This window comes from Leifsonia sp. Root1293 (assembly GCF_001425325.1).
In the GTDB taxonomy this organism is placed as follows: domain Bacteria; phylum Actinomycetota; class Actinomycetes; order Actinomycetales; family Microbacteriaceae; genus Orlajensenia.
The window spans coordinates 2,252,302-2,279,298 of record NZ_LMEH01000001.1 but is presented as its reverse complement, the minus strand read 5'-3'; the positions used below and the strand labels follow the sequence as shown (position 1 = coordinate 2,279,298).

Annotated in this window: 29 protein-coding genes; 9 read left to right on the top strand and 20 right to left on the bottom strand. The window is 69.0% G+C overall.

Going from position 1 to position 26,997, the window contains the following annotated elements; all coding sequences use genetic code 11:
• Nucleotide 1 precedes the first annotated feature (1 nt).
• Genes ASC59_RS10835 through ASC59_RS10825 form a run of 3 tightly spaced genes read left to right on the top strand, consistent with a single transcriptional unit; the run spans nt 2 to nt 3,623 of the window.
• Nucleotides 2-1,528, top strand: coding sequence for a sugar ABC transporter ATP-binding protein (locus ASC59_RS10835; RefSeq protein ID WP_055822045.1), 1,527 nt, complete (start codon nt 2-4; stop codon nt 1,526-1,528).
• Nucleotides 1,525-2,583 (top strand): ABC transporter permease, encoded by a 1,059-nt coding sequence (locus ASC59_RS10830; RefSeq protein WP_082513531.1) that lies wholly within the window; start codon nt 1,525-1,527, stop codon nt 2,581-2,583. The genes ASC59_RS10835 and ASC59_RS10830 overlap by 4 nt, the downstream gene beginning before the upstream one ends.
• Before the next feature lie 44 nt (nt 2,584-2,627).
• A complete protein-coding gene (locus ASC59_RS10825; protein WP_055822042.1) occupies nt 2,628-3,623 on the top strand; it encodes an ABC transporter substrate-binding protein in 996 nt (331 codons plus the stop codon).
• 78 nt (nt 3,624-3,701) lie between these two features.
• Here ASC59_RS10825 and ASC59_RS10820 read toward each other — a convergent pair whose 3' ends face one another.
• The 3 genes from ASC59_RS10820 to ASC59_RS10810 are packed head-to-tail and all read right to left on the bottom strand — an operon-like array spanning nt 3,702 to nt 6,103.
• Nucleotides 3,702-4,394 (bottom strand): FadR/GntR family transcriptional regulator, encoded by a 693-nt coding sequence (locus ASC59_RS10820; protein WP_055822039.1) that lies wholly within the window; start codon nt 4,392-4,394, stop codon nt 3,702-3,704.
• A gap of 53 nt (nt 4,395-4,447) precedes the next feature.
• Nucleotides 4,448-5,182, bottom strand: a complete 735-nt coding sequence (locus ASC59_RS10815) for a sortase domain-containing protein (RefSeq protein WP_055822036.1) — start codon at nt 5,180-5,182, stop codon at nt 4,448-4,450.
• A 21-nt stretch (nt 5,183-5,203) separates the two neighbouring features.
• A complete protein-coding gene (locus tag ASC59_RS10810; protein WP_082513530.1) occupies nt 5,204-6,103 on the bottom strand; it encodes a DUF4397 domain-containing protein in 900 nt (299 codons plus the stop codon).
• A gap of 276 nt (nt 6,104-6,379) precedes the next feature.
• Between ASC59_RS10810 and ASC59_RS10805 the strand changes: the two genes are divergently transcribed.
• Nucleotides 6,380-7,627 (top strand): low temperature requirement protein A, encoded by a 1,248-nt coding sequence (locus tag ASC59_RS10805; protein ID WP_082513529.1) that lies wholly within the window; start codon nt 6,380-6,382, stop codon nt 7,625-7,627.
• 29 nt (nt 7,628-7,656) lie between these two features.
• Here the strand turns inward: ASC59_RS10805 and ASC59_RS10800 are convergent, their stop codons facing one another.
• Nucleotides 7,657-8,379 carry a histidine phosphatase family protein gene (locus tag ASC59_RS10800; protein WP_055822027.1) on the bottom strand — a complete coding sequence of 241 codons (723 nt, stop codon included), beginning with the start codon at nt 8,377-8,379 and terminating at the stop codon, nt 7,657-7,659.
• A gap of 26 nt (nt 8,380-8,405) precedes the next feature.
• Nucleotides 8,406-8,993 (bottom strand): dihydrofolate reductase family protein, encoded by a 588-nt coding sequence (locus ASC59_RS10795; RefSeq protein WP_055822024.1) that lies wholly within the window; start codon nt 8,991-8,993, stop codon nt 8,406-8,408.
• Between the two features lie 150 nt (nt 8,994-9,143).
• On the opposite strand from ASC59_RS10795, the gene ASC59_RS10790 reads away from it, so the two are divergent.
• Complete coding sequence (locus ASC59_RS10790) at nt 9,144-9,596, top strand: SRPBCC family protein (protein ID WP_055822021.1); 453 nt, start codon at nt 9,144-9,146, stop codon at nt 9,594-9,596.
• 54 nt (nt 9,597-9,650) lie between these two features.
• Entirely contained in the window at nt 9,651-10,163 is a 513-nt protein-coding gene (locus ASC59_RS10785) for a metallophosphoesterase family protein (RefSeq protein WP_055822018.1), read from the top strand.
• A 10-nt stretch (nt 10,164-10,173) separates the two neighbouring features.
• On the opposite strand, the gene ASC59_RS10780 is transcribed toward ASC59_RS10785, so the two are convergent.
• The 7 genes from ASC59_RS10780 to ASC59_RS10750 are packed head-to-tail and all read right to left on the bottom strand — an operon-like array spanning nt 10,174 to nt 16,684.
• Nucleotides 10,174-10,632 carry a pyridoxamine 5'-phosphate oxidase family protein gene (locus ASC59_RS10780; protein WP_055822015.1) on the bottom strand — a complete coding sequence of 153 codons (459 nt, stop codon included), beginning with the start codon at nt 10,630-10,632 and terminating at the stop codon, nt 10,174-10,176.
• 51 nt (nt 10,633-10,683) lie between these two features.
• Nucleotides 10,684-11,634, bottom strand: a complete 951-nt coding sequence (locus tag ASC59_RS10775; protein ID WP_055822013.1) for a 1-phosphofructokinase family hexose kinase — start codon at nt 11,632-11,634, stop codon at nt 10,684-10,686.
• The gene (locus ASC59_RS10770) at nt 11,631-12,584 is read right to left on the bottom strand and encodes a carbohydrate kinase family protein (RefSeq protein ID WP_055822009.1); all 954 of its coding nucleotides are present in this window, start codon (nt 12,582-12,584) and stop codon (nt 11,631-11,633) included. Before ASC59_RS10770 ends, ASC59_RS10775 begins: the two co-directional genes overlap by 4 nt.
• Nucleotides 12,581-13,468, bottom strand: coding sequence for a carbohydrate ABC transporter permease (locus ASC59_RS10765; protein ID WP_082513528.1), 888 nt, complete (start codon nt 13,466-13,468; stop codon nt 12,581-12,583). Before ASC59_RS10765 ends, ASC59_RS10770 begins: the two co-directional genes overlap by 4 nt.
• Nucleotides 13,468-14,427: a carbohydrate ABC transporter permease gene (locus tag ASC59_RS10760; protein ID WP_235492661.1), complete on the bottom strand. Its 960-nt coding sequence runs from the start codon at nt 14,425-14,427 to the stop codon at nt 13,468-13,470. The genes ASC59_RS10765 and ASC59_RS10760 overlap by 1 nt, the downstream gene beginning before the upstream one ends.
• Before the next feature lie 3 nt (nt 14,428-14,430).
• The gene (locus ASC59_RS10755) at nt 14,431-15,768 is read right to left on the bottom strand and encodes an ABC transporter substrate-binding protein (protein WP_055822006.1); all 1,338 of its coding nucleotides are present in this window, start codon (nt 15,766-15,768) and stop codon (nt 14,431-14,433) included.
• Nucleotides 15,769-15,808: 40 nt separating this feature from the next.
• The gene (locus ASC59_RS10750; RefSeq protein ID WP_055822002.1) at nt 15,809-16,684 is read right to left on the bottom strand and encodes an SIS domain-containing protein; all 876 of its coding nucleotides are present in this window, start codon (nt 16,682-16,684) and stop codon (nt 15,809-15,811) included.
• Nucleotides 16,685-16,822: 138 nt separating this feature from the next.
• On the opposite strand from ASC59_RS10750, the gene ASC59_RS10745 reads away from it, so the two are divergent.
• Nucleotides 16,823-17,941 carry an amidohydrolase family protein gene (locus ASC59_RS10745; protein ID WP_055821999.1) on the top strand — a complete coding sequence of 373 codons (1,119 nt, stop codon included), beginning with the start codon at nt 16,823-16,825 and terminating at the stop codon, nt 17,939-17,941.
• Nucleotides 17,942-17,953: 12 nt separating this feature from the next.
• Here the strand turns inward: ASC59_RS10745 and ASC59_RS10740 are convergent, their stop codons facing one another.
• The 3 genes from ASC59_RS10740 to ASC59_RS10730 form a co-directional block, all read right to left on the bottom strand.
• Complete coding sequence (locus tag ASC59_RS10740; RefSeq protein ID WP_055821995.1) at nt 17,954-18,889, bottom strand: patatin-like phospholipase family protein; 936 nt, start codon at nt 18,887-18,889, stop codon at nt 17,954-17,956.
• Between the two features lie 159 nt (nt 18,890-19,048).
• Nucleotides 19,049-19,903 carry a class II fructose-bisphosphate aldolase gene (locus ASC59_RS10735; RefSeq protein ID WP_055821992.1) on the bottom strand — a complete coding sequence of 285 codons (855 nt, stop codon included), beginning with the start codon at nt 19,901-19,903 and terminating at the stop codon, nt 19,049-19,051.
• Nucleotides 19,900-21,216 (bottom strand): alpha-glucosidase/alpha-galactosidase, encoded by a 1,317-nt coding sequence (locus ASC59_RS10730; RefSeq protein WP_055821989.1) that lies wholly within the window; start codon nt 21,214-21,216, stop codon nt 19,900-19,902. Before ASC59_RS10730 ends, ASC59_RS10735 begins: the two co-directional genes overlap by 4 nt.
• 116 nt (nt 21,217-21,332) lie before the next feature.
• On the opposite strand from ASC59_RS10730, the gene ASC59_RS10725 reads away from it, so the two are divergent.
• Nucleotides 21,333-22,148 (top strand): DeoR/GlpR family DNA-binding transcription regulator, encoded by an 816-nt coding sequence (locus ASC59_RS10725; protein WP_235492660.1) that lies wholly within the window; start codon nt 21,333-21,335, stop codon nt 22,146-22,148.
• Nucleotides 22,149-22,242: 94 nt separating this feature from the next.
• On the opposite strand, the gene ASC59_RS10720 is transcribed toward ASC59_RS10725, so the two are convergent.
• Nucleotides 22,243-22,497, bottom strand: coding sequence for a hypothetical protein (locus ASC59_RS10720; protein WP_055821986.1), 255 nt, complete (start codon nt 22,495-22,497; stop codon nt 22,243-22,245).
• Between the two features lie 479 nt (nt 22,498-22,976).
• Nucleotides 22,977-23,882, bottom strand: coding sequence for an endonuclease/exonuclease/phosphatase family protein (locus ASC59_RS10715; protein WP_055821984.1), 906 nt, complete (start codon nt 23,880-23,882; stop codon nt 22,977-22,979).
• 122 nt (nt 23,883-24,004) lie between these two features.
• Here ASC59_RS10715 and ASC59_RS10710 point away from each other — a divergent pair, with 122 nt between their 5' ends.
• A complete protein-coding gene (locus ASC59_RS10710; RefSeq protein ID WP_055823200.1) occupies nt 24,005-24,874 on the top strand; it encodes a patatin-like phospholipase family protein in 870 nt (289 codons plus the stop codon).
• Here the strand turns inward: ASC59_RS10710 and ASC59_RS10705 are convergent.
• The 3 genes from ASC59_RS10705 to ASC59_RS10695 are packed head-to-tail and all read right to left on the bottom strand — an operon-like array spanning nt 24,871 to nt 26,823.
• On the bottom strand, nt 24,871-25,356 hold the full coding sequence (locus tag ASC59_RS10705; RefSeq protein ID WP_055823197.1) for a gluconokinase: 486 nt from the start codon (nt 25,354-25,356) through the stop codon (nt 24,871-24,873). The two genes, ASC59_RS10710 and ASC59_RS10705, sit on opposite strands and share 4 nt — an antisense overlap.
• A 50-nt stretch (nt 25,357-25,406) precedes the next feature.
• Complete coding sequence (locus ASC59_RS10700) at nt 25,407-25,718, bottom strand: putative quinol monooxygenase (RefSeq protein WP_055821981.1); 312 nt, start codon at nt 25,716-25,718, stop codon at nt 25,407-25,409.
• 58 nt (nt 25,719-25,776) lie between these two features.
• Complete coding sequence (locus ASC59_RS10695) at nt 25,777-26,823, bottom strand: LacI family DNA-binding transcriptional regulator (RefSeq protein WP_055821978.1); 1,047 nt, start codon at nt 26,821-26,823, stop codon at nt 25,777-25,779.
• Nucleotides 26,824-26,997: the final 174 nt, after the last annotated feature.

Here is a 26,997-nt window from a genome sequence, read left to right as displayed (position 1 = left end):
AGTGAGCGCGGTACAGACGCCACCACTCCTCGAGCTCGAGGGCGTCACCAAGGGGTTCCCGGGCGTGCTCGCCCTCGACGATGTTCGGCTCGACCTGCGCCACGGTGAGGTGCTCGCCCTCGTCGGCGAGAACGGCGCCGGCAAGTCGACGCTCATGAAGCTGCTCGCCGGCATCTACACCCCCGACGCCGGCGTGTTCCGGATGAACGGCCGCGAACTGGTGATCGACGGCCCTCGTCACGCGCAGGAGCAGGGCATCAGCATCATCCACCAGGAGTTCAACCTGATGCCCGACCTCACGGTCGCGCAGAACATCTTCATCGGTCGCGAGAAGCGCTCGGCCGGACTCTTCCTCGACGACAAGGCGCTCAACGCCCGCGCACAGGAGCTGTTCGACCGGCTCGGCCTCGCGCTCGACCCCGACGAGCCCGTCGAGAAGCTCACCGTCGCCCGCCAGCAGATGGTCGAGATCGCCAAGGCGCTCTCCTTCGACGCCAAGGTGCTCATCATGGATGAGCCGACGGCGGCCCTGAACGATGCCGAGGTCGACGTGCTGTTCGACCTCATCCGCCGCTTCCGCTCGCCCGACACCGGTGTCATCTACATCTCGCACCGCATGGAGGAGCTCGCGCGCATCTCCGACCGCATCTCGGTGCTGCGCGATGGCCGCTACATCGACACGCTCCAGACGGCATCCGCCGACCAGAAGGACGTGATCTCGCTCATGGTCGGGCGGGAACTGCGTTCGGAGCAGCGGCCGGGACCGGTGGCGGCATCCGAGGCTCCGGTGCTCTCGGTGCAGGGGCTGTCGACCAAGCGCCTGCTCCGCGACGTGAGCTTCGAGGTGCACGCCGGCGAGATCCTCGGGTTCGCCGGCCTCATGGGGGCCGGGCGCACCGAGGTGGCGCGGGCCATCGTCGGTGCCGACCGCCGAGACTCCGGCGTCATCACGATGCGGGGCGCGCAGGTCGACATCCAGAATCCGGCGGATGCCGCCCGCCTCGGCATCGGCTACCTCTCCGAGGACCGCAAGCAACTGGGCGTGCTGCTCGAACGCAGCGTGCGCGAGAACATCGTGCTGGCGTCGTTGCGCGACTACGTGAGCGGTCTCGGCTTCGTGAACAATCGGCGCATCGAGGCGACGGGCAAGGAGTACGTCTCGAAGCTGCGCATCAAGACTCCCTCGACGGCGCAGCTCGTGCGCAACCTCTCCGGCGGCAACCAGCAGAAGGTGGTCATCGCCAAGTGGCTGGCGAAGGACTGCGACGTGCTCATCTTCGACGAGCCGACGCGAGGCATCGACGTCGGGGCGAAGGAGGAGATCTACGTGCTCCTGCGCCAGCTCGCCGATCAGGGCAAGGCGATCATCATGATCTCCTCCGAGCTGCCCGAGGTGCTGCGGCTCTCCAACCGCATCGCCATCATGGCCGAGGGCCGCCTCACCACAGTGCTCGACAATGCCGACGCCTCTCCCGAGGTCGTCATGGACTACGCCACCCGCTTCAGCGCCGAAGGAACGATCGCATGAGCCCCACCACGACACCGACAGCGAACCCCAGCGGTCGACGGAACGCCGATCCGCAGACACCGTCGACCTCCGCCTACGCGGCCATCGAGGCCGGAAAGCCCCGTTTCGCCTGGGTGCGCGGCTCACTGCAGCAGGTTCTGGCCGCCGCGAGCCTCATCGTGATCGTCATCTTCTTCTCGGTCACCAGCACGCACTTCTTCACGGCAAACAACCTGATCTCGATCCTGACGGCCGCGACCGTCACCGGCATCCTGGCGCTCGGAACGACGTTCGTCATCATCACCGGCGGCATCGACCTCTCCATCGGCACCGTGATGGTGCTCTGCGGCGTGATGGCGGGTGTCTTCCTGACCTACTGGGGCTGGCCACTCTGGGCAGGCGTGCTCGCTACCATCGTGTTCGGCGGCATCATCGGCCTGATCAACGGCGTGAACGTGTCGGTGCTCGGCATCCCGCCGTTCATCGCGACCCTCGGCATGATGCTCATCGCCGCCGGTCTGTCGCTGGTGATCTCGGGAACGAAGCCCATCTACTTCAACGACACCCCGGCCTTCCAGCAGATCATGAACCTGTCGATCATCCCCGGTGTGCGCTTCCCGCTCGGCGTGGCCATCTTTATCGTGATGATCATCGTCGCCGCCATCCTGCTGTCGCGCACCATCATCGGTCGCTACACGTTCTCGATCGGCTCGAACGAGGCTGCAACAGCGCTCTCCGGAGTGAATGTGCGCCGCTGGAAGATCATCATCTACACGCTGGCCGGCCTGTTCGTCGGACTCGCGGGAGTGCTCAGCGCTTCACGTCTCTCGTCGGCACAGCCGACAGGTGGCATGGGCCTCGAGCTCGAGGCCATCGCGGCCGTCGTCATCGGCGGAACGTCGCTGCAGGGTGGCAAGGGCTCCATCATCGGCACCGTCATCGGTGCCCTCATCATGGCCGTTCTCACCAACGGCCTCCGCATCATCTCAGTCCCGCAGGAGTGGCAGTCGGTCGCGGTCGGCATCGTCATCCTGGTGGCCGTCTACCTCGACATGCTGCGGCGGCGTCGGGACTGAGACATCCGTAACACACAGCGAAACACCAACACAAAGGAGTGACCATGTTCACAAAGCGCGCGATGGGGGCCGTCGTCGGCCTCGCTGCGGCAGCGCTCATCCTCTCCGGATGCGCGAGCGACGGGGGCGGAGACAGCTCGGGCGGCAGCGCAGGCGGCGACGGTGACAAGCCGTACGTCGCCCTCGTCTCGAAGGGCTTCCAGCACCAGTTCTGGCAGGCCGTGAAGTCGGGGGCCGAGCAGGCCGCCGACGAGTTCGGGGTCGAGCTGACCTTCGAAGGACCCGACACCGAGGCCGACGTCGACCAGCAGATCCAGATGCTGCAGACGGCGCTCGACAAGAGCCCGGCCGCCATCGGATTCGCGGCCCTCGACAGCCAGGCAGCCGGCCCGCTGCTGCAGCAGGCGAAGGACTCCAACATCCCGGTGATCGCCTTCGACTCCGGCGTCGACAGCGACATCCCGGTCACCACAGCGGCGACCGACAACACCGCCGCAGCGGCCGAGGCGGCCAAGCACATGGCCGACGCGATCGGTCACGAGGGCAAGGTCGCTCTCGTCGTGCACGACCAGACCTCGGTGACGGGGCAGGAGCGTCGCGACGGCTTCGTCGACTACATGAAGGACAACGAGCCGAAGATCGAGATCGTCGATATCCAGTACGGCGGCGGCGACCAGGCCAAGTCGGCCGACCTCGCGAAGGCCATCATCTCGGCCAACCCCGACCTCAAGGGCCTCTACGGCTCGAACGAGGGCTCGGCCATCGGCGTGGTGCAGGCCGTGAAGGAGCTCGGCATCGATCCGACGAAGCTCGTCGTGGTCGGCTTCGACTCCGGCAAGGCCCAGATGGACGCCATCCGTGACGGCCAGATGCTCGGCGCCATCACGCAGAACCCGGTCGGCATCGGCTATGAGACCGTGAAGGCCGCCGTGGAGGCGATCGACGGCAAGGACCTGCCGAAGACGATCGACACCGGCTACTACTGGTACGACAAGGACAACATCGACGACGAGAAGATCGCCGCCGTCTTGTACGAGTAGAACGCAGCGAACGCAGCGAACATCGGAGCGGTACCAGGGGAGGCGTCGACGAGAGTCGGCGCCTCTTCTGCGCGCTCGCTAGAGTCTCGGCGCGTCAGGCCCGAGCGCGCTCCGCAGCCACTGCTCGACGCCGGAGACGTGCACCACGGTGAGGGCGGAGGCGAGGTCGCCGTCGCCTGCCGCGATGGCGTCCAGGATGGCGTGGTGCTCCTGCAGCGTGCGGCCGACGGCGTTCTCCTGCGTGATGCCGCGCCAGATGCGCGCCCGCACGGTGTGCGACGACAGCGAGTCGATCAGGCTCGCGAGGTAGGCGTTGCCCGCGGCTTCGGCGATGCCGCGGTGGAACTCGAGGTCGTGCTCGACGAGGCCGGCGACATCCGCCGCCTGATCCACGCTGGCCACGACCTCGCGCAGCTTCTCGAGGTCGGGCTCGGTGGCGTTGCGAGCGGCGAGCGACGATGCAGCAGGCTCGAGGATGCGTCGCACGGCGAAGATCTCGAGCACGGAGTGGTCGTCATGCAGGTCGACGACGAACGACATCGCCTCGAGCAGCAGGCGTGGCTCGAGGCTGGTGACGTAGGTGCCGTCGCCGCGTCGCACGTCGAGCACCCTGATGACCTCGAGGGCCTTGACCGCCTCGCGCAGGGAGGAGCGGGAGAGCCCGAGGCTCTCGCTGAGTTCCTTCTCGGGAGGGAGCCTGTCGCCGGGAGCGAGCGAACCCGCAATGATCATCTCTTTGATCTTCAGGATCGCTTCGTCGGTGACCGCCATGCCCCGATCGTAGCGTGCACTCCCGCAGACATCCGATCTCTCGACGGGCCGCGTCATCTGTCGCTCGGAACCAGCGACGCGAACACCACGAAGTTGTTGGCGTACGACTGGGCTGCATCGTCGTAGGGGCCGTTGCAGGTGATGAGCCGCAGTTGCGCATCGGGCGTCGGGCCGTAGACCTCGTCGGTCGGAAACGCGACCTTCGACGTGTCGAGTGCGGAGTCGACGGCGAACGTGGCCTGCGCGCCGTCGGAGAGCGAAACGATGATGGTGTCGCCCGCCGTCAGTTCTTTGAGCCGGGCGAAGACGGCGGCGCGCTCGGTGGTGTCGAGGTGGCCGGCAAGCACGGCCGGGCCGATCGCGCCGGGGAGCACACCGGCGCTGTACCAGCCGGCATCAGCCCATGCAGTCGGAGGCTGCAGGATGCCGGTATGGTCGCGACCGATGGGCTCGACGGCGGCGTCGACGCCGATCGCCGGGATCTGCACGCGCTGGACGCTGACTCCGCTTCGGTCGGCCGATGCCGCCGGAGCGACGGGGTCCTGGATGCTGCCGGCCGATGCGCTGACGTCACGGTTCCGCGGCGGAGCCTCCGGAGGAGTGGCCGTCGACAGCGGAGCGGACACAGCGGCGGGAGCGCCATCCGTCGCCATTCGCGTGGTGGACACCCAGACCGTGGCGATGCCGCCGACGGCCAGGCTCGATGCAGCGATGACCGCTGTCACCAGCAGGCGGCGTCGGCGATGGCGACGATCTCGTGGACGGAGGAGCAGGGTCGGGTCGGTCATGATCGGTTGGGCGTCAGACGATCAGCGCAGCGCTGCAGTGGCGGCCTGCACGACGGCGGCGAGGAAGCCCGCGATGAGGGTGAGTGGCGCGGTGGCGCTGGCGCCAGCGGCGCCGAGCGCACCCGCACCGCCGGCGTCGCGGAGGGCTCCTCCGCCGGTGTCGAGCGATCCGTCGGGGGCGTCGCCGGCAGCCGAGCTGTCGAGCACGGGCATGACGGTGAGCCCGCCCGAGGCGTTGTCGAGAACGAACAGCGTGCTGATGGTACCGGGGTCGACAGTGACCGAGGCGTCGTAGCTGGCGGCATCGGGCGTCGTGACGACGAGGTCCCACGGGCCGCTGGGAACGCTCGCGTAGTCGGTGGCCGTGCCCGATAGTGCCCCGGTCGCTATGGCGACGCCGGTGGTGGTGGTGACGTCGACCGAATCCACCTGGGTCGATGCCGAGACGACGCGGATGCGGGCCTCGCCGGCGGCCGGGCTGGTGAGGTCGTCGCCCAGAGACAAGGTCTGCAGGGAGTCGTTCAGGCCGTAGGCCGCCACCGTGTTGGCCACGCCGGCCGTGACGGCGACCTCGGTCGCGATGACGGGCGTGGTGCCGGCAGGCGCGCCCGTCGGCACCATCGTGAGCTCGTAGTCGCCGGCCGCCAGAGCGGCGTACGGAGACACCTGGCCGTAGCTCACGTCGTCCAGCTCGACCGGTGCCGCCCCACCGTCAGCGGGAGTGAGTCGCACGTCGACGGCGACGGTGTCCGGCGAGAGGTGTCCGACCCGCACCCAGCCGGCGTCGGCTGGGGCAGTGCGGGTGGCCGCCAGTGCTGGCGCTGCGGCGAGGCCGAGGCTGGCGAGCGCGACTGCGGTGAAAGCGGTGGCGCCTGCGATCAGCCGGCGGCGCACCGGGGTCGTTCGTATCGTCCTTCTCATGGGGAGCTTCTCCTTGGGCAACGCTGAGTGGTGGAGCTAGCGGGTCGTGCTGCTACGCGTGGTGCCGTGCGGCAGGTGGTTCGGGCACCTGACGCAGCACTGAGATGGAGCTTCAGCGGGCCGAGACGAAGAAGGGCAGACGTCCGCGGTCGTGAAGGTGATTCGGAGGCGTCGGCCGATCGGTTTGCGCTGACCCCCTCAGTTGAGAGTCGTCGGACGGCGGCGGGGTGGGCGCGACCTCTGGACGCCTGAGGACCCCGCCCCTAGGCTGCCGCCATGACGGGTTTCCGGGCGATGGTCACGGGTCAACTGCTCACGGCGGAGACCTCACGCGAGGGCGACAGGGTCACCACGCTGGAGCTCTTCTTCGACCTCGTCTACGTGTTCGCGTTCACCCAGGTGACGCAGCTGATGGCGCACGGTCACAGTGCCGAGAGCGTGCTCCAGGGGCTCGCGGTGCTCGCCCTCATCTGGTGGTCGTGGACCTCGTTCGCCTGGCTCACCAATCAGGCGCACGCCGACCGGGGAGTCGTTCGCGTGGGAATCATGCTGGCGATCGCCATCATGTTCATCGTGTCGCTCGTGATCCCCGAGAGCTTCGACGATCTCGAGGGCGGCCTGTTCGCCCCGATGGTGTTCGTGGTCGGCATCACGCTGGTGAGCATCGTGCACGCCGTCGTCTACTGGATCGCGGCGGGAGAGGATGCCGCGCTTCGCCGGCAGATCCTGCGCAGCGTCGGCATCACGATCGTTCCCGTGCTGGTGCTGACCACTGTCGGTGCTCTCGTCGGCGGCGCCTGGCAGGGCTGGATCTGGCTCGGGACGGCGGTGCTGCAGGGGGTCATCATCTTCACGACCTCGCACGGCGGCGACTGGCGCATCTACTCCATGGCCCACTTCTCGGAGCGGCACGGGCTCATCGTCATCCTGGCGTTGGGCGAGTCCGTCGTGGCGACGGGCGTCGGGGTCGCGGAGCTCGCCATCAGCGTGCCGATCATCATCGGGTCACTGTTCGCCATCACCCTGGCCGTCGCCATGTGGTGGAACTACTTCCACCACCTCGCGGGCGGCGCCGAGCACGCCCTGCAGCAGCGTGAGGGTCGCGACAGGGTGGATGCAGCCACCGACGTCTACACCTACCTGCATCCGTTCGTCGTGGCCGGCATCATCATCGTCGCGCTCGGCGTCGAGCAGTCGATGCACGATGTCGAATCTCCGGAGGCCATCGGCTACTTCGCGGCCTGGGCGCTGGGCGGCGGACTGTCGCTGTATCTGGCGACCACGGGATTCATCTGGGCGCGGGTGTCCGGCCAGTGGTCGCTGCTCCGCTTCGGCGCCGCCGTGCTGGCTCTCGTGCTCGTGCCGGTGATCGCCGAGCAGGTCGCGCTCGTGGCCCTCCCGATCCTTGTCGTGGTCTCGGTGCTGTTGGCCGTGCTCGAGGAGGCACTCGGGCCGCGGGCCAAGGTGCGGCGGCGCCCACGGCGGGGCGCGGCCGCAGAGGGAGTGATCGCCGCAACCGACTAGGCGCAGCGCAGTGTGAGCGCGGCCCCAGCTCAGTCGACGACGGACCCCGACGGATGCTCGAGCTCAGCGAGAGTGCGCTTCATCGGGTCGACCGCCGACTCGTCGACGAGGTGCGATCCCATGATGGGCTCGGCGTGCCAGTCCACCAGACTCCATCCGCCGTCGGCGTCGGAGTCGAGGGTGACGAGGCCGGTGTTGTCGAGTTCGTGGGTGGCGGCGTAGTCGCCGCCGACGTTCTGCGCCCGGGATCCGGCCCAGGCGCGAATGGCCATGCCGTGGCTGACGACCAGCGCGCAGCCGGCTCCGGAAGCCACCACCTCGGCGATGGCGGCGTCGAACCTGGCGAAGAACTCGTGGCCGTCGGGCCCACCCGGGATGCGCTGGTCCACGTCTCCGGCCGCCCACGCGAAGGCCGCCTCGAGGTAGCTGCGCACCGACTCCGGATCGCTGCGATCCTCGAAGTCCCCGGCCTCGATCTCGCGCACGCCGGGCAGCACCGTGCCCCGCAGGCCGAGATGCTGGGCCACGGGCACAGCGGTCTGCTGCGTGCGCAGCACCGTCGACACGAAGAGTGCGTCGGGCACCTGGGCGTGCGGAAGCTGAAGTCCGGGCGCGAGCCCGATGAGCGCTCCGGGAACCTCCTTGGCCTGTTCCTCGCCGAGCTCGGTGAGGCTCGGGCCGGGGGCATCGGTGTCGAGCAGGCCGAGGACGTTCGAGGATGTCTGGCCGTGGCGGAGGAGGAGCAGACGCATGCTGCGAGCGTAGACCCGGAGGCGTTTCAGCGATCAGCGGGCGCGTATCGCGCCAGCATGATGCCCGTCGCCGTCGTCATGCTCGAGAGAAGCGTGAGGTCCTGCCGCACGCCATCGAACATGCGCTGCCCGCTGCCGAGCAGCACCGGGTGGATGATCAGCACGTACTCGTCGATGAGGCCGGCGGATGCGAGGGCTCGCACGAGCTCACCACTGCCGAGGATGGACAGGTCGCCGCCCTCGGTGTTCTTCAGCTCGGCGACGGTCTGAACGGCCTCACCGGCGAGCAGGGTGGAGTTCTGCCAGCTGAACTCCAGCGACGGGTCGCGCGAGACGACGATCTTCTCGGTGCGGTTCAGGTGCTCGGTGAACGGGTTCGCATCCGTCTGGTGCGGCCAGAACGCCGCCATGTTGTCGTAGGTGCGGTGGCCGAACAGCATCGCACCGCTGGCGGCCATGCCCTTGCCCATCTCGGCGCCGAGTTCTGGGTCGGCTCCGGCGCCGACGGCCCACCCGCCGAGGGTGAAGCCGCCGCGGGTGTCCTCCTCGGGCGACATCGGCGCCTGCATGACGCCATCGAGCGAGATGTTGTTCGTCACGGTGATCCTCCGCATGGAACGAGTGTGGCACGCCGGCGGGTTCCGGCGGCTGGGAAGTCAACCCCTAAAGAGCGGACCGGCCCGGCCCGTACCGTCGTTGACGGAGGCATCCGGTGCCCAGCGCACCGACTTCAGGTACGACCTACGAAAAGAGAGACGCACACCATGGCTCAGGTAATCGAAACGATCGACGTCGACGTTCCCGTCACGACCTCGTACAACCAGTGGACGCAGTTCGAATCGTTCCCCCAGTTCCTGCACTACGTCGACGAGATCACGCAGACCGACGACACCCACACGCACTGGACCGTGACCATCGCCGGCCAGACCCGCGAGTTCGACACCGAGATCACCGAACAGCACCCCGATGAGCGGGTCGCCTGGAACAGCATCAACGGTGACGTGAACCACGCCGGCGTCGTGACCTTCCACCGCCTCAGCGACACCACGAGCCGGGTGACCGTGCAGCTCGACTGGGAGCCCACCGGCGCGGCTGAGAAGGTCGGATCCGCCCTCGGCTTCGACTCCCGCGCTGTGAAGAAGGACCTCGAGAATTTCAAGGAGCTCATCGAGAAGCAGGGCACGGCCGAGGGCGCTTGGCGCGGCGAGGTCAACTAGCCGCATCCCGGTGAAGCCGGGTCACCCTGGGTCCGTCCGCGCGATGATGGACCCATGGTGACCCGGCTTCTTCTCATCTCGGACACGCATCTGCCCACGCGCGCGCGCCGGCTGCCCGATGCGGTGTGGCGGGCGATCGACGCCGCCGACGTGGTGATCCACGCCGGCGATTGGGTCGACACTGCCACCCTCGACGCCATCGAGGCGCGGTCGGCACGGTTCGTCGGCGTGTACGGCAACAACGACGGAGCGGACCTGCGGATGCGGCTGCCCGAGTTCGCGACGGCCGCGATCGACGGGCTGCGCTTCGGCGTCGTGCACGAGACCGGCTCCGCGGCGGGCAGAGAGGCGCGGATGGATGCCCGGTACGGCGCCGACGAGCGGCTCGACGTTCTCGTGTTCGGGCACAGCCACATCCCGTGGGACTCGACGACGCCCGGCGGCATCCGGCTGCTGAACCCCGGATCCCCGACGGATCGCCGACGTCAGCCCGTGTGCACGATCATGACCGCTGTGGCGGATGCCGGCACGCTGCGCGATGTGGAGATCGTTCCGGTCGAGCGCTGAGCGGTCCGCGTCACCAGGCGATCAGGCGCTTCGGGAGGAACTCGATGACGACGCTGTAGCTGGCCGCCATCGACTCCATCGTGAGCTTCTCGCGCACCAGGCCGTCGGCGTACTTCTCCGAGTACTCCCGGCCGATCTCGGCGATCCAGTCGCCGGCCGGAGTCGGCGACAGGCGGGCGGTGCCGCGCAGAACGAGCAGCTGCTCGCCGTCGTCCCCGGCCTCCAGGTGCACGAGCGCCTTGTCGTTGCGCCGGAGGTTCCGCACCTTGGCGGTGTTCGGCTGGCTCAGGATGAGCACACGGCCATCACGCCACAGGAACCACACCGGGACCGCGTGCGGTGTTCCGTCGCCGCCGACGGACCCGATCCAGGCGATCTCCTCCCGAGACAGCCGGGCGATCGCCCGGGCGTGCACCTCGTTCCGCGGATCGAATGCGAAGTGCTCGGACGGCTGTTCTGCAGTGGTCATCGGCGACCCCCTTCTTCGTCGACAGTATTCTCGTCGCCTGCGCTCGCGGCGTCATCCGTTGTCGGCGCGGGAATCGGACTCCCCGACCACGCGCGTCATCGCCCGGCACTCCTCGACCGTGGCGAGGTCGAAGACTCCGGCGCCGGCGACGTCGGCGTTGGCGCCCCCGCAGGCCGCCGCGGTGAGGAGGGCGCGAGGCACCTCGCAGCCGTCGTCGAGCTCGGCCAGCAGTCCGGCGAAGAACGCGTCGCCGCTGCCCACGGGGAAGGCGCCGGCTGTGCGTGCGGAGGTGGCCCTCCAGGCCGAGCCGTCGGCATCGGCCGCGAACGATCCGTCGGCTCCGTCGGTGAGCACGACGATGCCGGCACCGGCCTCCCGCAGCCGGGCGGCGTGCGCCGCGAGGTCGGCGCTCTCTGCCAGCCCGGTGAGGGGAGCAGCTTCGCTGCGATTGACCTTGACGACCCACGGATGCACCCCGCCGACGATCGCCCCGAGAGCGGGGCCGTGCACGTCGACCGCGATCCGCACCCCGCGCGCCGAGGCGCGAGCGAGGGCGGCGACGACGGCTGCGACGTCGAGTCCGTCGGGGATCGCCCCCGAGATCGCGAGGATGTCGCCGTCGGCACCGGCGTCGATGTGGTGGAGGATCTCGGTCACGGCGGCGGGATCGGGCGTCGGTGCCCGTTCGTAGAACTCGGTGAGGGTTCCGGATGCCGCATCCGCCGCCGTCACGCACATGCGGGTCTCGCTCGTCGTCTGCACGACGGTCAGCTCGATGGGGCTCGGCTGGAGCAGGTCGACGATGAGCTCGCCGATGCGTCCGCCGAGCGGCACGATCGCCGCAGCCGGGCGGCCCAGGGTGACGAGGGACCTGGCGACGTTGAGAGACTTGCCGCCGGCCGTGCGCAGCACGCGGGTCGGTCGATGGATGGCGCCCAGGGTCACGGCGTCGACGGTGTAGACGACGTCGAGCGAGGGGCTGAACCCGAGGGTGCGGATCATCGTGCTGCGGATGCGAGGTGGCTGGCGAGCTCGCTGGCGGTGGCCTGGAACCCCGTGCCTCCTGCGCCGCGCGTGGACAGGGAACCGGCGACGGCGGCCCAGCGCACGCGCTCCTCCTCGGACGCGACGCCCGCGACGAGCGCCGCGAGATAGCCGGCGTCGAAGCTGTCGCCCGCTCCGGTGGTGTCGACGACGTCGATCACCAGCCCCGGGGCGCGAACGATCCGGCCGTCAGCGGCGACCGATACTCCACCGTCGGCGCCCGACTTCACGACGACGCGGGGGCCGAGTGCTGCAAGAGCCGCGGCCGCGGTGTCAGGGCTGACATCAGGGGCCGCATCCGTCGTCACCCGGGCGATGGCGAGAACCTCCTCGCGATTCGGCAGGAAGACGTCGACGAGCGGCAGCACCTCGTCGAGCCCAGCCCACCGCTCGGCCGGATCCCAGTTGGTGTCGAGCGAGATCGTGATGCCGCGCTCTTTCACCGTGGCGAACAGCGCAGGCAGGCCAGCCGCGAGCATCGGCTGCAGGAAGAAGGAGGCGATGTGCACGTGCTGCGGTTGCAGGCGGTCGACGGCGGCGAGCACGGCCTGGGCCGTGAGGGTCGGAATGGTGCCAGGCAGCGTGAGGATGGAACGGTCGCCGGATGTCGCCAGGATGACGCTCAGTCCCGTCGGGGTGCTGGGATCGACGACGATGGCGCTGGTGTCGACGCCGAGCCTGGCCAGGTGATCCGTCATGAAGCGGCCGAAGTCGTCATCGCCGACGGCGGCGATCAGGGCGGTGGAGACCCCGAGCGTGGCGAGTCCGCAGGCGACGATCGATGCAGAACCGCCCACGACGAGGTCGGCTCCGTCGAGCAGTTGCTCGGCCTGGCCGAAGCGCGGCACGGTGTCGCCGGTCAGGATGAGGTCGGGGTTCGCGTCGCCGACGACGAGCACGCCCGTCATCCCTTGAGTCCCGAGAAGGTCATCGTCTGGATGAACTGGCGCTGGGCGAACAGGAAGAACAGGATCAGCGGCAGTGTGGCCACGACGTTGCCGGCCATGAGCAGCTCCCACTGGGTGCGCCTGGTCGACTGGAAGTTCGCGATTCCGAGCTGCAGCGTGAACGCCTGGTCGTTGTTGATCGCGATGAGCGGCCAGACGAGGTCGTTCCACGACCCGAGCAGGGTGAAGATCGCGAGTGTCGCGAGGGCGGGCTTGGCCAGCGGCAGCACGATGCGGAAGAACACCTGCCACTGCGTGCAGCCGTCGATGCGACCGGCCTCCTCGAGTTCGGCCGGCAGCGACAGGAAGAACTGCCGCATGAGGAAGATGCCGAACGCCGTCGCGAGCCACGGAACGATCGCCGCGCCCAGTCCGTCGAGCAGACCGAGCTTCGAGAACATGATGTACGTGGGGATCATGAGCAGCTGGGTCGGGATCATGATGGTCGCGACGATGGCGAAGAACCCGAAGGTGCGGCCGCGGAACTTGAGGCGAGCGAAACCGTAGCCGGCCAGGGAGCACAGGATCATGTTCGACACGATCGCCACCAGCGAGACGAGCAGCGTGTTGCCGAACCACAGCACGACGTCGGTGTCGCGGAAGAGGCCGACGTAGCCGTCGAGAGTGAGCCGCGACGGGATGAACGGCGGCGGGAACGTCACGAGTTCCTTCGCCGGCGAGAGCGAGGCGAGCAGCATCTGCACGAACGGGATGAGGAAGAGCAGCGCGACGGGAGCGAGGAAGAAGTGCCAGCCGCTGATGCGCCTCCGGCGTCGGCGGGGCGGTGCGGGGTGGTCGGCCACCTGCTCGGAGGAGGTGACGACTTCGTTCAGCAGGGTTGTCATCAGAACGCCTCGAGATTGCGGCGGCGCGAGTACACCACGACGCCGATGGTGATGAGCAGGGTGACGGCGAACAACACGTAGGCGGCGGCCGATCCGTAGCCGAACTGCAGGCTCTTGAACGCCTTCTCGTAGAGGAAGTAGACGATGGTCTTGGTCGCATCCAACGGCCCGCCGCGGGTGGTCGTGTAGACGAGGTCGAACAGCTGGATGGCGCCGATGGTCTGCCAGATCGACACGAACACCGTCACCGGGGCGAGCTGCGGCCAGACCACCCGCCAGAACGTCTGCCACCGTGATGCGCCGTCGATGCGGGCGGCCTCCAGCAGCTCGGACGGGATGTCCTGCAGGGCGGCGAGGTAGATCACCGTGGTGAATGCGGCCTGCCCCCACAGCGACATGATCGCGATGACGACCATGGCCTGGGCCGGGTCCTCCAGCCAGCCCTGCTCCGGCAGGCCGAGGGTGCGCAGCACGTTGTTCACGAGGCCGTACTGCGGGCTGAACAGGTAGGTGGAAAGGATGCCCGTGGCGGCGGCCGAGGCGACGAAGGGCACGAAGATCGCCGTGCGGTAGAAGCCGATGCCGCGGATGTTGCGGTTGAGGGCCACCGCGAGGAACAGCCCGAACAGCACCGAGGCCGGCACGAAGAGCACCGTGTAGCCGATGGTGTTCCAGACGGCTCCCCAGAACTCGTCGTCGGAGACGAGCTTGGCGTAGTTGGCCCCGCCCACGAAGGTGGCCTCACTGAAGCCGTCCCACTTCTGCATCGACAGCAGGAACGCCCAGGCTGCCGGGAAGATCGACAGGCCCAGGATGATGAGGGTGGCGGGTGCCACGAATCCCCATCCCGTGAGCATCGCCCTCCGGCCCTGCCGACGGCGGGCTGCGCGACGGCTGGGAGCGGCCGCATCCGGAACGGATGCCACCACCTCCGGTCGTGCGACCTCCTGCACGCTCACTCCCTACTCGCTGAGGGCGTCGTCGGCCTGGGCGGCAGCGTCTTCGAGCGCCTGCTTCGGTTCTCCCTGGCCCTGGAGCACATCGGAGATCGCGCCGCCGATGGCCTCGGAGAGCCCGACGTAGCCGGGGATCGTCGGCCGCGGCTGCTTGGCGTTGACCATGTTGGCCGCCATCACGTCGAGGCCGGGGTAGGTCTCGACCTGCTTCTGGAAGGCCGCCGAGTCGATCTCGGAGCTGCGCAGCGGGAGGTTGCCGATCTCGACGTTCCAGCGCTCGTCCTGCGCGGCATCCGTCAGCCACTTGATGAACTCGTAGCTCCAGTACTCGCGGTTCTTGTCCTTGTGGTCGAACAGGGCCCAGATGTCGGCGCCGGACACCGTCTGCTGGTCTCCGTCGGTTCCGGGAAGCGGAACGACGCCGTACTGGGTGCCCGCCGTCTTCAGGTCGAACAGCTGCCACGGGCCCGAGGTGATCATGCCGATGCGGTCGCTGGCGAACAGTTCGCCGAACTTCGTATCGGTCTGGTCGAGGTAGATGCTCTTGTCGTCGACGGCCATGTCGCGGAGGTAGGTGAGGGCGTCGACGCCGGCATCCGAGGCGAACTCGGCCTTCGTGTCGTCCTCGTTGAGGATGGCGCCGCCGTTCTGCCAGAGGTGCGGCCAGAACTGCCAGGTCGTCTCCTCGGAGCCGGAGACCGAGTACGCGTAGCCGTAGGTGTTGCTCGCCTCGTCGGTGAGCTTCTTGGCGGCCGCCCGGAAGTCGTCCCAGGTCCAGCTGTCCGTGGGGTAGTCGACGCCGGCGGCATCGAACACCGTCTTGTTGTAGATGAGCGACAGGTTGTCGGCGATGGCGGGGAAGCCGATGGTCTTGGCGCCCGTCGGCTGCGCCGTCGCGCGGGCGGATGCCGAGAACTCGTCCCACTTGACGTCGGGCTCGCTCACCTGGTCGGTGATGTCGAGGGTGCGACCGGAGGACTCGAGCTGGCCCGCCCACGAGCCGAAGGCGTAGGAGATGTCCGGGTACTTGTCGCCGGCGAAACCGGCAGAGATCTTCTGGAGCAGGTCTTCGGTGGATGATGCGCCCGGCGAGACGTTGATGGTGACGTTCGGGTGGTCCTGCTCGAACTCGTCGGCCAGCTTCTCGATCAGCTTCTCGGCGTCGTCGGTCTGGCCGGTCCACATGTCGATCTGCACCTTGGCGTCTTCATCCAGCGTGGTCGCGCCCTGCTGTGATGAGCAGCCGGTGAGTGCGACGAGCACCGAGAGACCGAGTATCAGGCCGGATGCCTTGAGAACCCCTGATGTCTTCAGGAAGGGGGTGCTGCGGGAGGTGCCATTCATCGTTGAATCCTCTTTCTGCTCTGCAGGGGTGGGTCTGCGCTCAGCCGAGCACGATGGAACGGGTGAGGTGACGGGGAGTGTCTGGATTGAGTCCGCGCAGTTCGGCCACCGCGACGGCGAGGCGCTGCGCCTGGGCCAACTCGATGAGCGGATCGTGCGTCGAGGTGAGCACGGTTGCCCCGGTGCGACGGATGTCGTCGGCCAGGTCGTCGTCGCTACGGCCCAGCATCCACACGAGTGATCCGTCGCCCGCAACGGCGAGCGGCCCGTGCCTGTAGTCGAGCAGCGGGTAGGACTCCGCCCAGGCCTGGGCGGCCTCGCGGATCTTGAGCGCTGCCTCCTGGGCGAGGCCGTAGGTCCAGCCGGTGCCGAGGTAGACGAAGTGTCCGAGCGCCGGAACGTCAATGGGCAGCGGGGCCGTGAGCACCGCGGCAGCCTCATCGGGAAGCGCCGAGACGTCCTCGCCGAAGGCGGCCCGGGCGAGCACGAGGAAGGTCGTCGGGAAGCGGGTCTGGACGACCGACTCCTCGTCGGCGAAGTCGAGCAGCAGAACGTCGTCGCAGAGGTCGGCGACGGGCGAGTCCGCGACGCCGGTGACGGCGATGGTCCGTACGCCGGCCGGCACGGACCGCAGGGCGTCGGCGACCTCCGTGGTCGTACCCGACCGGGTGAGAGCGATGACGGCGTCATACGGGCGCCAGGCGCGAGGCTCCGACGCGTAGGCGGCATCGGTCTCGCCGAGTCCGGCCGCCTCGCGGAGCGCCGCGAAGGACTCGGCGACGTAGGCCGAGGTGCCGCAGCCGATGACGAGGACCCGCTCGCCGGGTCGGGCGAGAAGCGCTGTCGCCTCGGGGATGCGGGTGAGGGCTTCGCGCCAGATCGCCGGCTGGCTGGCGATCTCCTGGGACGTGATCACGGGGACTCCTGCTGACTCGAGCGGACGGCGATGCGCACCGCGGTGTGGAATTCATCATCTGTTCGAAATGAGCGTTTGACAACTAGAATGTGCATATCGCTCACTTTGGGTGATCATTTGTTACAGTGAGGTTTCAGGATGACCCAGCCAGACTTCGCCGCCCTCGCCGAGTTGCGGCTGGCCGAGTGGAAGCCGGTGAGCCAGCTGCGGGCATCCGTCACCCGTGTCGAGCGTGCCGCGCATCCCGCGATCGATGTGCACAACCACCTGGGTCGATGGCTCACGGAGGACGACGACTGGATGGTCGCCGACGTGCAGGCACTCGTGGCGATGATGGACGCCCACGGCGTGCAGGCGATGGTGAACCTCGACGGGATGTGGGGCGACGAGGTGAGCGCCAATGTCGAGCGGTACGACAGTGCGTATCCGGGCCGCTTCCTGACCTTCTGCCAGCTCGATTGGGCCGTGCTCACCCGCGCCGGCGGCGAGAGCGCCGAGGGCGCCGCGGACGGCGTCGCGACCCTCATCGCATCGCTCGACGACAGTGCTGCCCGCGGGGCTCGGGGGGTGAAGGTGTGGAAGAACCTCGGCCTCACCCACCGCGACCCCGACGGGTCGCTCATCCTGCCGGACGACGAGAGGGTCATCGCGGTGCTCCGCCATGCAGGCGAGCTCGGCCTGCCGGTGCTCATTCACACGGCGGATCCCATCGCCTTCTTCGAGCCGCTGGATGCGCACAACGAGCGCCTCGACGAGCTCATGTTCGCCCAGGACTGGTGGTTCGGCGACTCCGATCGCTACCCGACCTTCGACACCCTCCTGGACGCCCACGCCGCCCTGGTGCTCGCCTGCCCCGGCACCCAATTCATCGGAGCCCACGCTGGATGCGCCGCCGAGGATCTCGACAGGGTCGAGCGTCTGCTCGCGGCCGCACCGAACTACTCGATCGACATCGCGGGGCGGATGGCGGAGCTGGGCAGGCAGCCGCGTCGGTTCCGATCGCTCATCGAGCGTTTCGGCGACAGGGTGCTGTTCGGCACCGACATCTACCCGGCGAACGACGAGCAGTTCGAGCTGTACTTCAGGTTCCTCGAGAGCTCCGACGAATCGTTCAGCTACGACCCCGGGAGCGAGATCCCCGGGCAGGGGCGCTGGGCCGTGTCGGCGCTGGCGTTGGCCGACGAGCAGTTGGCGGCGGTGTACGCAGGCAACGCGCGGCGGGTGCTCGGGCTGCCGGAATCCGGCAGCGCCGACTGAGGTCGCCCGGCGTCACCGCCAGAATTCGGCGATCCGCTCGGCGCCGGCCCTCCCCTGGTCGTAGCCGGCCCTGGCTGCCGCGGGGCGCAGCGACGGATCCATCGCGTTGACGCCGAGGAGGTGCTCGGCGTCGCCCTCCGGGAAGACGGTCTCGACCCTGCTGCCGCCGGCGCGGAGCTCATGCACCTGGGCCGCGAGGTGCATGTTCCACTCCGGCGGATACAACGACCTGCCGCCCAGCGGGGAGAGCACGAGCACCGTGTCGTGGCCGGCTGCCAGATCCGCGTTCTCGCTGGAGCGCCTGTAGCCGCCGTCGATGTACGCCCTGCCGTCGATGGCATAGGCCGAGCCGCCGCCTGATGTGCTGGCGGCGACGGCGTCGATCAGGCTGACGCCGTTGCTGCCGTCGAAGACGACGCCGTCCCCGGTCTCGGCATCGACCGCCGTGATGAGCACCGTGCGCGGCGGCCAGTCGTGGCCAGGGAAGCGGGAGGCGACTGTGGCGCGCCACCGCTCCCGTCGGGAGCCGTCGGATGCCGCATCCGCCGCGAGCGCCATCGCACCCATCCGGCGCCGCATGTCGGCTCCGTCGGCGGAGGAGGCGATGATGCCTCTGAACCGCTCCAGGTGGTCGTGCACGGGACGGAGGGTGGACCGTGCGCTGGCCGATCCGGCAGCGACGGGCTGGTGCTGCTGAGGTGCGGACAGGATGGCTGCCAGCAGCTCGGGCGGTGTCGCACCGGCCAGCTGGGCGGCCACCGTCGCGCCGGCCGAGGTTCCGACGGTGAGGTCGGGCGTCGTCACGTCGAGCCCGGATTCGAACAGCCCGGCGATCATGCCGATCAGCCAGGCGTTGCCTGTGGCGCCGCCGCCGCCGAGGACCAGTGCTCTGGTGCCGGGACCGGACGGGGAGGAGGAAGCGGAGGGGAAGGAGGAGGTGGTGTTCATGGGAGTCGCCTTTCGCGATGTGCCTGACAGGCGCTCCCGGCGGCGACTACCCCAGTCGCTCGATCGTGGACTGCACGGGAGCGCCCACTGTGGTTACTGCGTTCATGGGTCTCACCTCCTGCCGTCGGATCACGATCGCCCACACGCTAGCACGCCCTGTCAGCGAGCGGGGTCTGCGATGACCTCGCAGAGGTGCGCCACCAGCGCAGCGGTGTCGGAGCGGGCGGCCCTCGAGTACTTCCGCGGATCGACGGCGTCGGGCTGCCCGGCGAGCGACGAGCGCAGGGCGGCCGTGCTCGCGATCGAGAGCGCCGTGCCCACGTTCACCTTGCGGATGCCGGCGCGAACGGCATCAGCGATGCCGGCATCCGACACCCCCGACGACCCGTGGAGAACGAGGGGGACCGAGACCCTCAGGGCGAGTTCGCGGATGAGGGCGATGTCGAGTTCCGCACTCCGGTCGCGCATGGCGTGCGAGCTGCCGACGGCGACGGCCAGCCCGTCGACGCCCGTGGCCTCGACGAACGCGCGCGCCTCGTCGGGGTGGGTGCGAACGCCGGGGGCGTGCGCGCCGTCCTTGCCGCCGATCTCACCGAGTTCGGCCTCCACCCAGAGCCCGAGCTGCTGGGCTCGGCGGGCGAGGGTCGTCGTCGCCGTGACGTTGTCGGCGTATGCGAGCTTCGACGCGTCGTACATGATCGACCCGACGCCGAGCTCGACGGCTCGGGGCAGCATCCGTTCGACGAGGGCGTCGTCCTGGATGTGATCGAGGTGGATGCCGATGGGCACCGCGGCCGCCAGCGCGAGCTCGCGGCAGGCGGCGAGGATCGGCTCGGGCGCGCCGTGCCAGGCGAGGGCGTTCTCGCTCAGCTGCAGAAGGACGCCGCAGCCGGCCTGTTCGGCTCCCGCGACGATGGCCTCGGCGTTGTCGAGGGTGATGACGTTGAACGACGGCACGGCGCCGCCGCGCTCGGCGGCGTCGTCGACGAGGGAGCGCGTCGAGGCCAGGGTCACGGCAGCGCCAGCTCGACACGGCCGCCCAGGCTGGTGGGCAGCAGGTCGGCGTGAGCGTCGGTGAGCTCGTCGCAGAGCGCCCAGATCTGCTCTGGCGTGATGCTGGAGCTGGCGTTCGGGTCGACGAGCACGGCACGGCGCACCAGCTCGGCGTCACCGGTGAGAGCGGCGTCGATGGTGAGCTGGGCGACCGAGAGGTAGGTGCGGTTGAGGGCGGCGCCCTGCTCCGGGATGGACCCGACGGCGATCGGATGCACGCCGGCCGCGTCGACGGTGGCCGGGACCTCGACGACGGTGCCCTGCGGCAGGTTGTCGATGAGGCCGGTGTTCACCACGTTGACGTGGATGACCCGCTCGGTGCCGGTGAGGATCGAGTGGATGATCTGGGGTGCGTACTCTGCTGCGCCCTCCTCCAGCTCGAGTTGGCGCCCCTCGGCGAGGGCGAGCTTCGCGGCCTCGAACTCCGCGACGTTCTCCTCGGAGATGCCGATGTACTGCAGGGGCTCGATGCGGAACCGCTCGATCTGCTCGTCGGAGCGCAGGAACCAGTCGAGGTACTCGGCCGAGTGCTCGCTCGTCTCGGTGGGGTAGTAGCCGAGGCGGCGGAACATCTCGACGCGTACCCGGCGCTCGAGCTCGGGGTCGGCCGCGATCTTCTCGCGCAGCGAGGGGTAGAGGCTCTCGCCGTCGCGGCTCCACTCGGTGAGCCAGGCCTGGTGGTTCACGCCGGCCGCACGGAAGTGGGTGCCCTCCAGCGGAACTCCGATGAGCTCGCACAGGTCGTTCACCGTCCAGTAGACGCTGTGGCAGAGGCCGACGGTCTTGATCGACGGCGCCACCAGCGACATCCACCACACGTTCATCGCCATCGGGTTGGTGTAGTTCAGGAACCACGCGTCGGGGCAGAGCTCGAGCATGTCGTTCGCGATGCCTGAGAGCACCGGGAAGGTGCGCAGCGCCCTGAAGACGCCTCCGACTCCCGTGGTGTCACCGATGGTCTGCCGGATGCCGGCACGTGCGGGAAGCTCGAGGTCGATGCGGGTCGCCGCGATGCCGCCCACCTGGATCATGTTGACGACGAAGTCGGCTCCGGCCAGTGCGGCTCGGCGGTCCAGCGTCGCGACGACCTCGACGTCGCGGCCGAAGCGGGCGGCCACCTGCTCGGCCGTGCCCCGCGCGACCTCCAGCCTCTCGGCATCGATGTCGTGCAGCACGACCGTGAAGGCCGGAAGGTCATCGAAGCGGGCGAGGTCCGCGAGGAGCTGGCGGGTGAAGACGACGCTACCGGCGCCGAGGAAGACGATCTGAGGCATGGATCGATCATCGAGCGAATGCGCGAATCGCGCAACTGAATGAGCGATTTGGGTATAAAGTGATCATTCCAACTGATCGACCCGACGGGCGATCGGCCGGCCGAGGGGGACTTCCGATGATGGCTACTGCTTCGACCGATGCGACGATCGCGCGGATCGGCTCGGGCAAGCGGTCCCAGCGCATGGTGGCGATCCTCGACCTGGTGGCCGAACGCGGCACAGTGAGCCTGCTCGAGCTGTCGGAGACGCTGCGCATCTCGCCGGCCACCGCGCGGCGCGACCTCGCCGACCTCGCCGACCAGAACCTCCTGCTGCGCACTCACGGAGGAGCCACGGTGCTCGACAGGGGAACCGAGCTGCCCGTCGCCCTGCGCGACAGCCGCTTCCAGGACGCGAAGCGGCGTATCGCCCGCACCATGGCCGACCTCGTTCCCCAGGGCAGGCACGCGGTGGCGCTGTCGGGCGGAACGACGACGGCGAGCGTGGCGCGCGAGCTGGCGCGGCACGCCGACCTCACCATCGTCACGAACTCCCTCACCATTGCCGGCCTCGTGGCCAACCACCCGCAGCTGAAGGTGATCATGACGGGCGGCATCCTGAGGCCCCAGTCGCTGGAGCTCGTCGGTGTACTCGCCGAGGGCACGTTCACGGCCGTCAACGTCGGAACGGCCATCCTCGGGGCCGACGGCATCTCGGCGGCATCCGGGGTCACCACCCACGACGAGACCGAGGCGCGCACGAATCACGCCATGGTGATGAAGGCGCAGCGCACGGTGGTGGTCGCCGACGGTTCGAAGATCGGTCGTGTCGCCCTCGCCCAGATGGCCGAGCTCAGCCAGGTGGCCATGCTCATCACCGATGCCAGCGCCGACCCCGAGGAGCTCGACCGCATCCGGGCCGCTGGCGTCGAGGTGGTCGTCGCGCCCGACTGAGGTCGTGGGTACGACGATGCCCCGAGGGCATGCTCTCCGGTCCTCCGGTCGAGCGGAGGGGGAGTGCATGCCCGTCGGGGCATGATGCCGGACATCAGAACTGGCCGCGGGAGAGCAGCACCAGCAACTGGGTGTCGTGGGTGCTGGTTCTGCGCAGCGAATCGGCCTCGCGTCGGTTCTGCACGCTGTGACTGGACAGTTGCGTGTCGCGAACGTTCCGTGCGCTCGAGCGTGAGCTCCAGCGCACCAACGCCAGGCCAGCGCGCCGCGCGAGGCGGTCGAGTCCCGTCGTCGTGTACTGCTGAGCCCGCGATTGCGTATCTCGGGCCGTGAGGAGTTGCGTATTCATGGTGATTCCCTGGGGTGATCGGTGGTGCGTTGCGGATGGTGGTGAAGCTGGTCGTGACGGCATCCGTCGCGGCCGGAAGAGGGCAGCGCGAAGCATGCGAGAGGTCGCTGGAGGAGAGGACGCAGGCGCGGTGGCGCACTGCGGGGCGACGTCGCCCGGAGCATCCGCCGACGACCGGAGTCGATCAGCGGGAGGACGGGGCGACCGTCGACGATGGCTCAGCCATCGGTACCACCCGAGGGGTGGCGGGGCACGACGCTCGAGGCGTCAGCGACCAGGGGTCAGCCGGCGATCCGAGGGAAGGAGGCCGCAGAGGTGACGAACGGCGTCATCGCGAGGTTCGTGTGCTGGGTGTAGAACATGGGGTCTTCTCCTTCCCGTCGTGGGCTGGGTCTGCCGGGATCGAGCAGCACCAAGAGATGAACCTAGCGGGGTTCGGCGACGGGCCGCAATAGGGGCGTGCCCGGAGTCTGCGATCGTTACCCGGCAGTGACCTTGACGGCTTCTGCCGGGGGTTCGTTCGGGACTCCGTGGGCGCCGATGGCCCGAACGACGGCCTGCACCGGATCGTGATCGGATGCCGCCGCGCCATCGAAGCGCACCACGTTGATGCCCGTGCGCTCGACCTCCACGTTCGTGCCGACGAGGATCAGGTCGATGCGCTTGCCGCCTGGTCGGAGCGGCAGGTAGTTCGAGAACGTTCCCCACTGCGGCGTGAGCCGATGCTCGGCCGCGTGCCAGCTGTCGCGCAGCACGCCGCCCTCGGTGAGGTGCCTGTAGACCGCCGAGTCGACATCGGCGTTCACGTCGCCCGTCACGACGACGACAGCGGCCGGGTTCGCGGTCTGAGCATCGGCCACCAACTTCACGATCATCTGCGCCGACCGCCAGCGCGCCCTGGGGGACTTGTGGTCGAAGTGGGTGGTGAAGGCGATGACGCGCCCGCCGGTGGCGAGGTCGTCGAACTCGGCCGAGACCACGACGCGCGGCACGCTGTTCCCCCAGGTGCGGGAGCCCGGTTTGTCCGGCGTGTCCGACAGGGCGAGCTGGTTCGTGGCCGTCAGGCGCAGCCGGCGGCGATCGAAGAAGATGATGCTGCGTTCGCCGCGCCCGTTGGGGTTTCGGCCACGGCCGACGCCTCCGAAGTCGGGCCCGAGGCTCTCGGCCACGTACGCGGCCTGGTCGGCCAGCGCCTCCTGCACTCCGAGGATGGTCGGCTGTTCGGCCTGGAGGATGCGCCGCAGCAGCGGTCTGCGGGTCGCCCAGCGGTCGGGGTGGGTGGGCATGACGTGTCCGATGCGGCGACGGATGTTGTAGGTCATCACGTGCAGGTCGGGAGCGATGACGGGGCCGATCATCGGGGCTGTAGCGGCTGCATCCGTCATTCGTTCAGCGTAGGTGCACCCGGTGTCGGGATCGGGAGCGTGTCGCGGCCCGGCGCCGACCGGGGTGGGCGAGGATGACGCGAGCGGCGGTGCGCGATCCGCTCGTCGGCACGGAGGTTCACATGGGGTCTGCACTCGTTCTCGGTGGTGGAGGGGTCACCGGTATCGCCTGGGAGACCGGACTGCTGTTCGGCCTGGAGCAGGCCGGTGTGCACGTGCGCACGGCCGATCGGCTGGTCGGCACGTCGGCCGGATCGACGGTGGCGGCGCAACTGGCCAGCGGGACCCCGCTGGAGCGCCTCTTCGAGGCGCAGCGGCGTAGCTCGGTGGGCGAACGTGCGGCGAAGCTCTCCGGCGTGGACATCCTCCGGCTCGTGAGCGGCCTCGCGTTCGCCAAGGACCGGACGAAGGCCATCCGAAGCCTGGGCCAGGCGAGCCTGGAACGCACTGACGCCGCCGAGGCCGCTGCGCGCCGCGCTGTCATCGCGGAACGGGTTCCGGTGTCGGAGTGGCCGGATCGCGACCTGCGCATCGCTGCGAACGACGTGCTGACCGGGAAGCTCCACGTCTTCACCTCCGCCGACGGCGTGCCTCTCATCGACGCCGTGGGTGCGAGCTGCGCCGTGCCCCTGGTGTGGCCGCCCGTGGATATCGACGGCAGGTACTACATCGACGGCGGCCTGCCCTACTCGGCCAATGTGCAGTTGGCTGCGGGATGCGACACCGTCATCGTGATCGCTCCGCTCCCCAGGGGCATCGGCGTCGGTACCTCGGTACGCGCCCAGCTCACGGCCCTCGGACCCGGGGTCCGCGGCCTCGTCGTCTCTCCCGACCGGGAGGCGAAGCGCGCTCTGGGCCGAAACTCCCTCGACCCGGCGGCCCGGGAGGCATCGGCCGTCGCCGGTCACCTGCAGGCGCAGAGGGTCGCCGCGGAGGTCGCCGCGTTCTGGCGTGCGCCTCCGACCGGGCCCGGGCGTGGGGCCGGGGCCTAGCCGCTCGCGAGCTCGCCGAGACGGGCCTCGATGCGCTCGATCAGCTCATGGAGGCTCTCCGCCGGGTCGACCGCAACCGCGAAACCGGGCTCATCGACCTCGAGCGACTCGAGCGTCGCCAGTTGCGAGTCCAGCAGCGACGACGGCATGAACTCGTGGGAACGCTCCCGCACCCGCCGCTCGAGCTCACCTCTCGGCACGTCGAGTTCGACGAAGACGGCGTCGGGAGCGGCGAGCAGCAACTTCTCCCGGTAGCGCCGGCGCAGGGCGGAGCACGCGATGACGGTGCCCGGCGCCGCGATGGCGGCGGCGCCGACAGCATCCAGCCAGGGGCCCCTGTCGTCGTCGTCGAGGGGATGCCCCTGCGCCATCTTGGCGATGTTCGATGCTGGATGCAGGTCGTCGGCGTCGATGAACGGCCGTCCGAGCTGCGCGGCCAGCGCCGATCCGACGGCTGACTTCCCGGATCCCGACACGCCCATCACGATGACTGTGGGCACGGCTGGCAGGTTCGGCTGAGCACTGCCCGTGGTCACAGCTCGCCCTGGTCGGCGGTACCGGCTGCAATCGGCGTCATCAGCGTGACGGGCGTGGGCCGTGCGAGGAATCCACCGACGGCTGCGTCGAGGGCGGCGACCGCCGACCCGGTGGCGTGGGCGTCGAGGTCGGCGCGGGAGTCCCACTTCTCGAGCATCGTGACGGTGCCGTCTTCAGCGTCGTGGATCGCGTAGAGGCGGCATCCCTTCTCCGCGTGCACGGCGGGGATTCTCTCGCGCAACGCGGCGACCAGAGTGTCGTGCTGGCCCACCCGCGGGTGGAAGACGGCGGTGACGACGACGGACATGGATGCTCCTGACAGTGGGGGAATGGCCGGCGAACGACTCCGGCGAGGGGTGGATGACTCAGCCGGCTGCGGCCGACGCCGGAGGGCTGATGCGAGGTGCAGCGCTCGAGCGCTGAACGAATTCGGCGTCGATCTCGATTCGTCGTGGCGGTTCGGTGAAGGCGCCGCGGAGTCGACCGACGGCGACATCGACGGAGTGCGACGCGAGCATGTCGATGGGCTGCCTGATCACGGAGAGCGGCGGTGAGACCAGCTCGGTCCACGGGTTGTCGTCGAACACGACGACGCTGAGGTCTTCGGGAACGCTGACGCCGATCTGCTTGATGCGGCGAAGCGAGGAGCGCACCTGTGCCGTGTTGCCCACGATGATGCCCGTCGGCGGATCGGGGAGGGCGAGCAGCGCGCTCACGGCGTCACCGCCGGAGTCGCCGCGGAAGGGAATCGCCCTGATGAGCCTGTCGTCGACGGGGAGGCCGGCATCCGTCATCGCCTGACGGAAGCCGGCCACACGCGAGCGACCGGTCGACGTCGTCAACGGACCCGAGATGAAGGCGATGCGCTCATGCCCGAGTTCGAGGAGATGGCGAGTCGTCACCTCTGCCGACTGGTCGTTGCGGATGGTGACGACGTCGGCTTCCGGAAGCTCCTCGATCTCGCGGTCGACGAACACGACATTGACGCCGAGTTCGATGAGCCGCCGCCACTTGGCTGCGTTGCCCCCGGTGGGGGTGGCGATCACGGAGCCGACCGAACGGCCGATGAGCGTCTCGATCGACTCGGCCTCGAGGTGCTCGTCCTCCTGGGTGGTGAGCAGCACGACGTGGATTCCGCGCGCCCTGGCCTCCCAGACGACCCGGTCGGCCAGGCGGGCGAAGAACGGATTGGTGAGGTCGGCCAGAACGAGGCCGATGGTGGTACTGCCCCGCTGCTGCAACTCGCGGGCGGCTGCCCGCGGCTGATAGCCGAGTTGCTCGATCACCTCGACGACCCTGGCCCTGGTCGCGGCGGCGACCGGCCCGGATCCCTCATTGATGACACGCGAGACGACGGCGACCGAGACGCCCGCGTCACGCGCCACATCGCGGATCGTGGCTGGTTTGCGCACGCTGTCCTCCCTGCGAGTCGATGGCCAGCCTACCGATTTCCGACCGAGGTGTTGACGCCGGCCGAGCGCTGGTGGTACAAAAGTGTAACCGTTACCACTTCAACCGCACAACATCGACGAAGGCGTCGCGCCGGACTGACCGGCACGAGGGATCCGCCATCGCCGTGCACCATC

Bases quoted from the DNA above. Each gene is read 5' to 3' on its own strand.
- ASC59_RS10830 (WP_082513531.1), top strand. From the start codon at position 1,525: ATGAGCCCCACCACGACACCGACAGCGAACCCCAGCGGTCGACGGAAC.
- ASC59_RS10825 (WP_055822042.1), top strand. From the start codon at position 2,628: ATGTTCACAAAGCGCGCGATGGGGGCCGTCGTCGGCCTCGCTGCGGCA.
- ASC59_RS10820 (WP_055822039.1), bottom strand. From the start codon at position 4,394: ATGGCGGTCACCGACGAAGCGATCCTGAAGATCAAAGAGATGATCATT.
- ASC59_RS10815 (WP_055822036.1), bottom strand. From the start codon at position 5,182: ATGACCGACCCGACCCTGCTCCTCCGTCCACGAGATCGTCGCCATCGC.
- ASC59_RS10810 (WP_082513530.1), bottom strand. From the start codon at position 6,103: ATGAGAAGGACGATACGAACGACCCCGGTGCGCCGCCGGCTGATCGCA.
- ASC59_RS10805 (WP_082513529.1), top strand. From the start codon at position 6,380: ATGACGGGTTTCCGGGCGATGGTCACGGGTCAACTGCTCACGGCGGAG.
- ASC59_RS10800 (WP_055822027.1), bottom strand. From the start codon at position 8,379: ATGCGTCTGCTCCTCCTCCGCCACGGCCAGACATCCTCGAACGTCCTC.
- ASC59_RS10795 (WP_055822024.1), bottom strand. From the start codon at position 8,993: ATGCGGAGGATCACCGTGACGAACAACATCTCGCTCGATGGCGTCATG.
- ASC59_RS10790 (WP_055822021.1), top strand. From the start codon at position 9,144: ATGGCTCAGGTAATCGAAACGATCGACGTCGACGTTCCCGTCACGACC.
- ASC59_RS10785 (WP_055822018.1), top strand. From the start codon at position 9,651: ATGGTGACCCGGCTTCTTCTCATCTCGGACACGCATCTGCCCACGCGC.
- ASC59_RS10780 (WP_055822015.1), bottom strand. From the start codon at position 10,632: ATGACCACTGCAGAACAGCCGTCCGAGCACTTCGCATTCGATCCGCGG.
- ASC59_RS10775 (WP_055822013.1), bottom strand. From the start codon at position 11,634: ATGATCCGCACCCTCGGGTTCAGCCCCTCGCTCGACGTCGTCTACACC.
- ASC59_RS10770 (WP_055822009.1), bottom strand. From the start codon at position 12,584: ATGACGGGCGTGCTCGTCGTCGGCGACGCGAACCCCGACCTCATCCTG.
- ASC59_RS10765 (WP_082513528.1), bottom strand. From the start codon at position 13,468: ATGACAACCCTGCTGAACGAAGTCGTCACCTCCTCCGAGCAGGTGGCC.
- ASC59_RS10755 (WP_055822006.1), bottom strand. From the start codon at position 15,768: ATGAATGGCACCTCCCGCAGCACCCCCTTCCTGAAGACATCAGGGGTT.
- ASC59_RS10745 (WP_055821999.1), top strand. From the start codon at position 16,823: ATGACCCAGCCAGACTTCGCCGCCCTCGCCGAGTTGCGGCTGGCCGAG.
- ASC59_RS10740 (WP_055821995.1), bottom strand. From the start codon at position 18,889: ATGAACACCACCTCCTCCTTCCCCTCCGCTTCCTCCTCCCCGTCCGGT.
- ASC59_RS10730 (WP_055821989.1), bottom strand. From the start codon at position 21,216: ATGCCTCAGATCGTCTTCCTCGGCGCCGGTAGCGTCGTCTTCACCCGC.
- ASC59_RS10725 (WP_235492660.1), top strand. From the start codon at position 21,333: ATGATGGCTACTGCTTCGACCGATGCGACGATCGCGCGGATCGGCTCG.
- ASC59_RS10720 (WP_055821986.1), bottom strand. From the start codon at position 22,497: ATGAATACGCAACTCCTCACGGCCCGAGATACGCAATCGCGGGCTCAG.
- ASC59_RS10715 (WP_055821984.1), bottom strand. From the start codon at position 23,882: ATGACGGATGCAGCCGCTACAGCCCCGATGATCGGCCCCGTCATCGCT.
- ASC59_RS10710 (WP_055823200.1), top strand. From the start codon at position 24,005: ATGGGGTCTGCACTCGTTCTCGGTGGTGGAGGGGTCACCGGTATCGCC.
- ASC59_RS10705 (WP_055823197.1), bottom strand. From the start codon at position 25,356: ATGGGCGTGTCGGGATCCGGGAAGTCAGCCGTCGGATCGGCGCTGGCC.
- ASC59_RS10700 (WP_055821981.1), bottom strand. From the start codon at position 25,718: ATGTCCGTCGTCGTCACCGCCGTCTTCCACCCGCGGGTGGGCCAGCAC.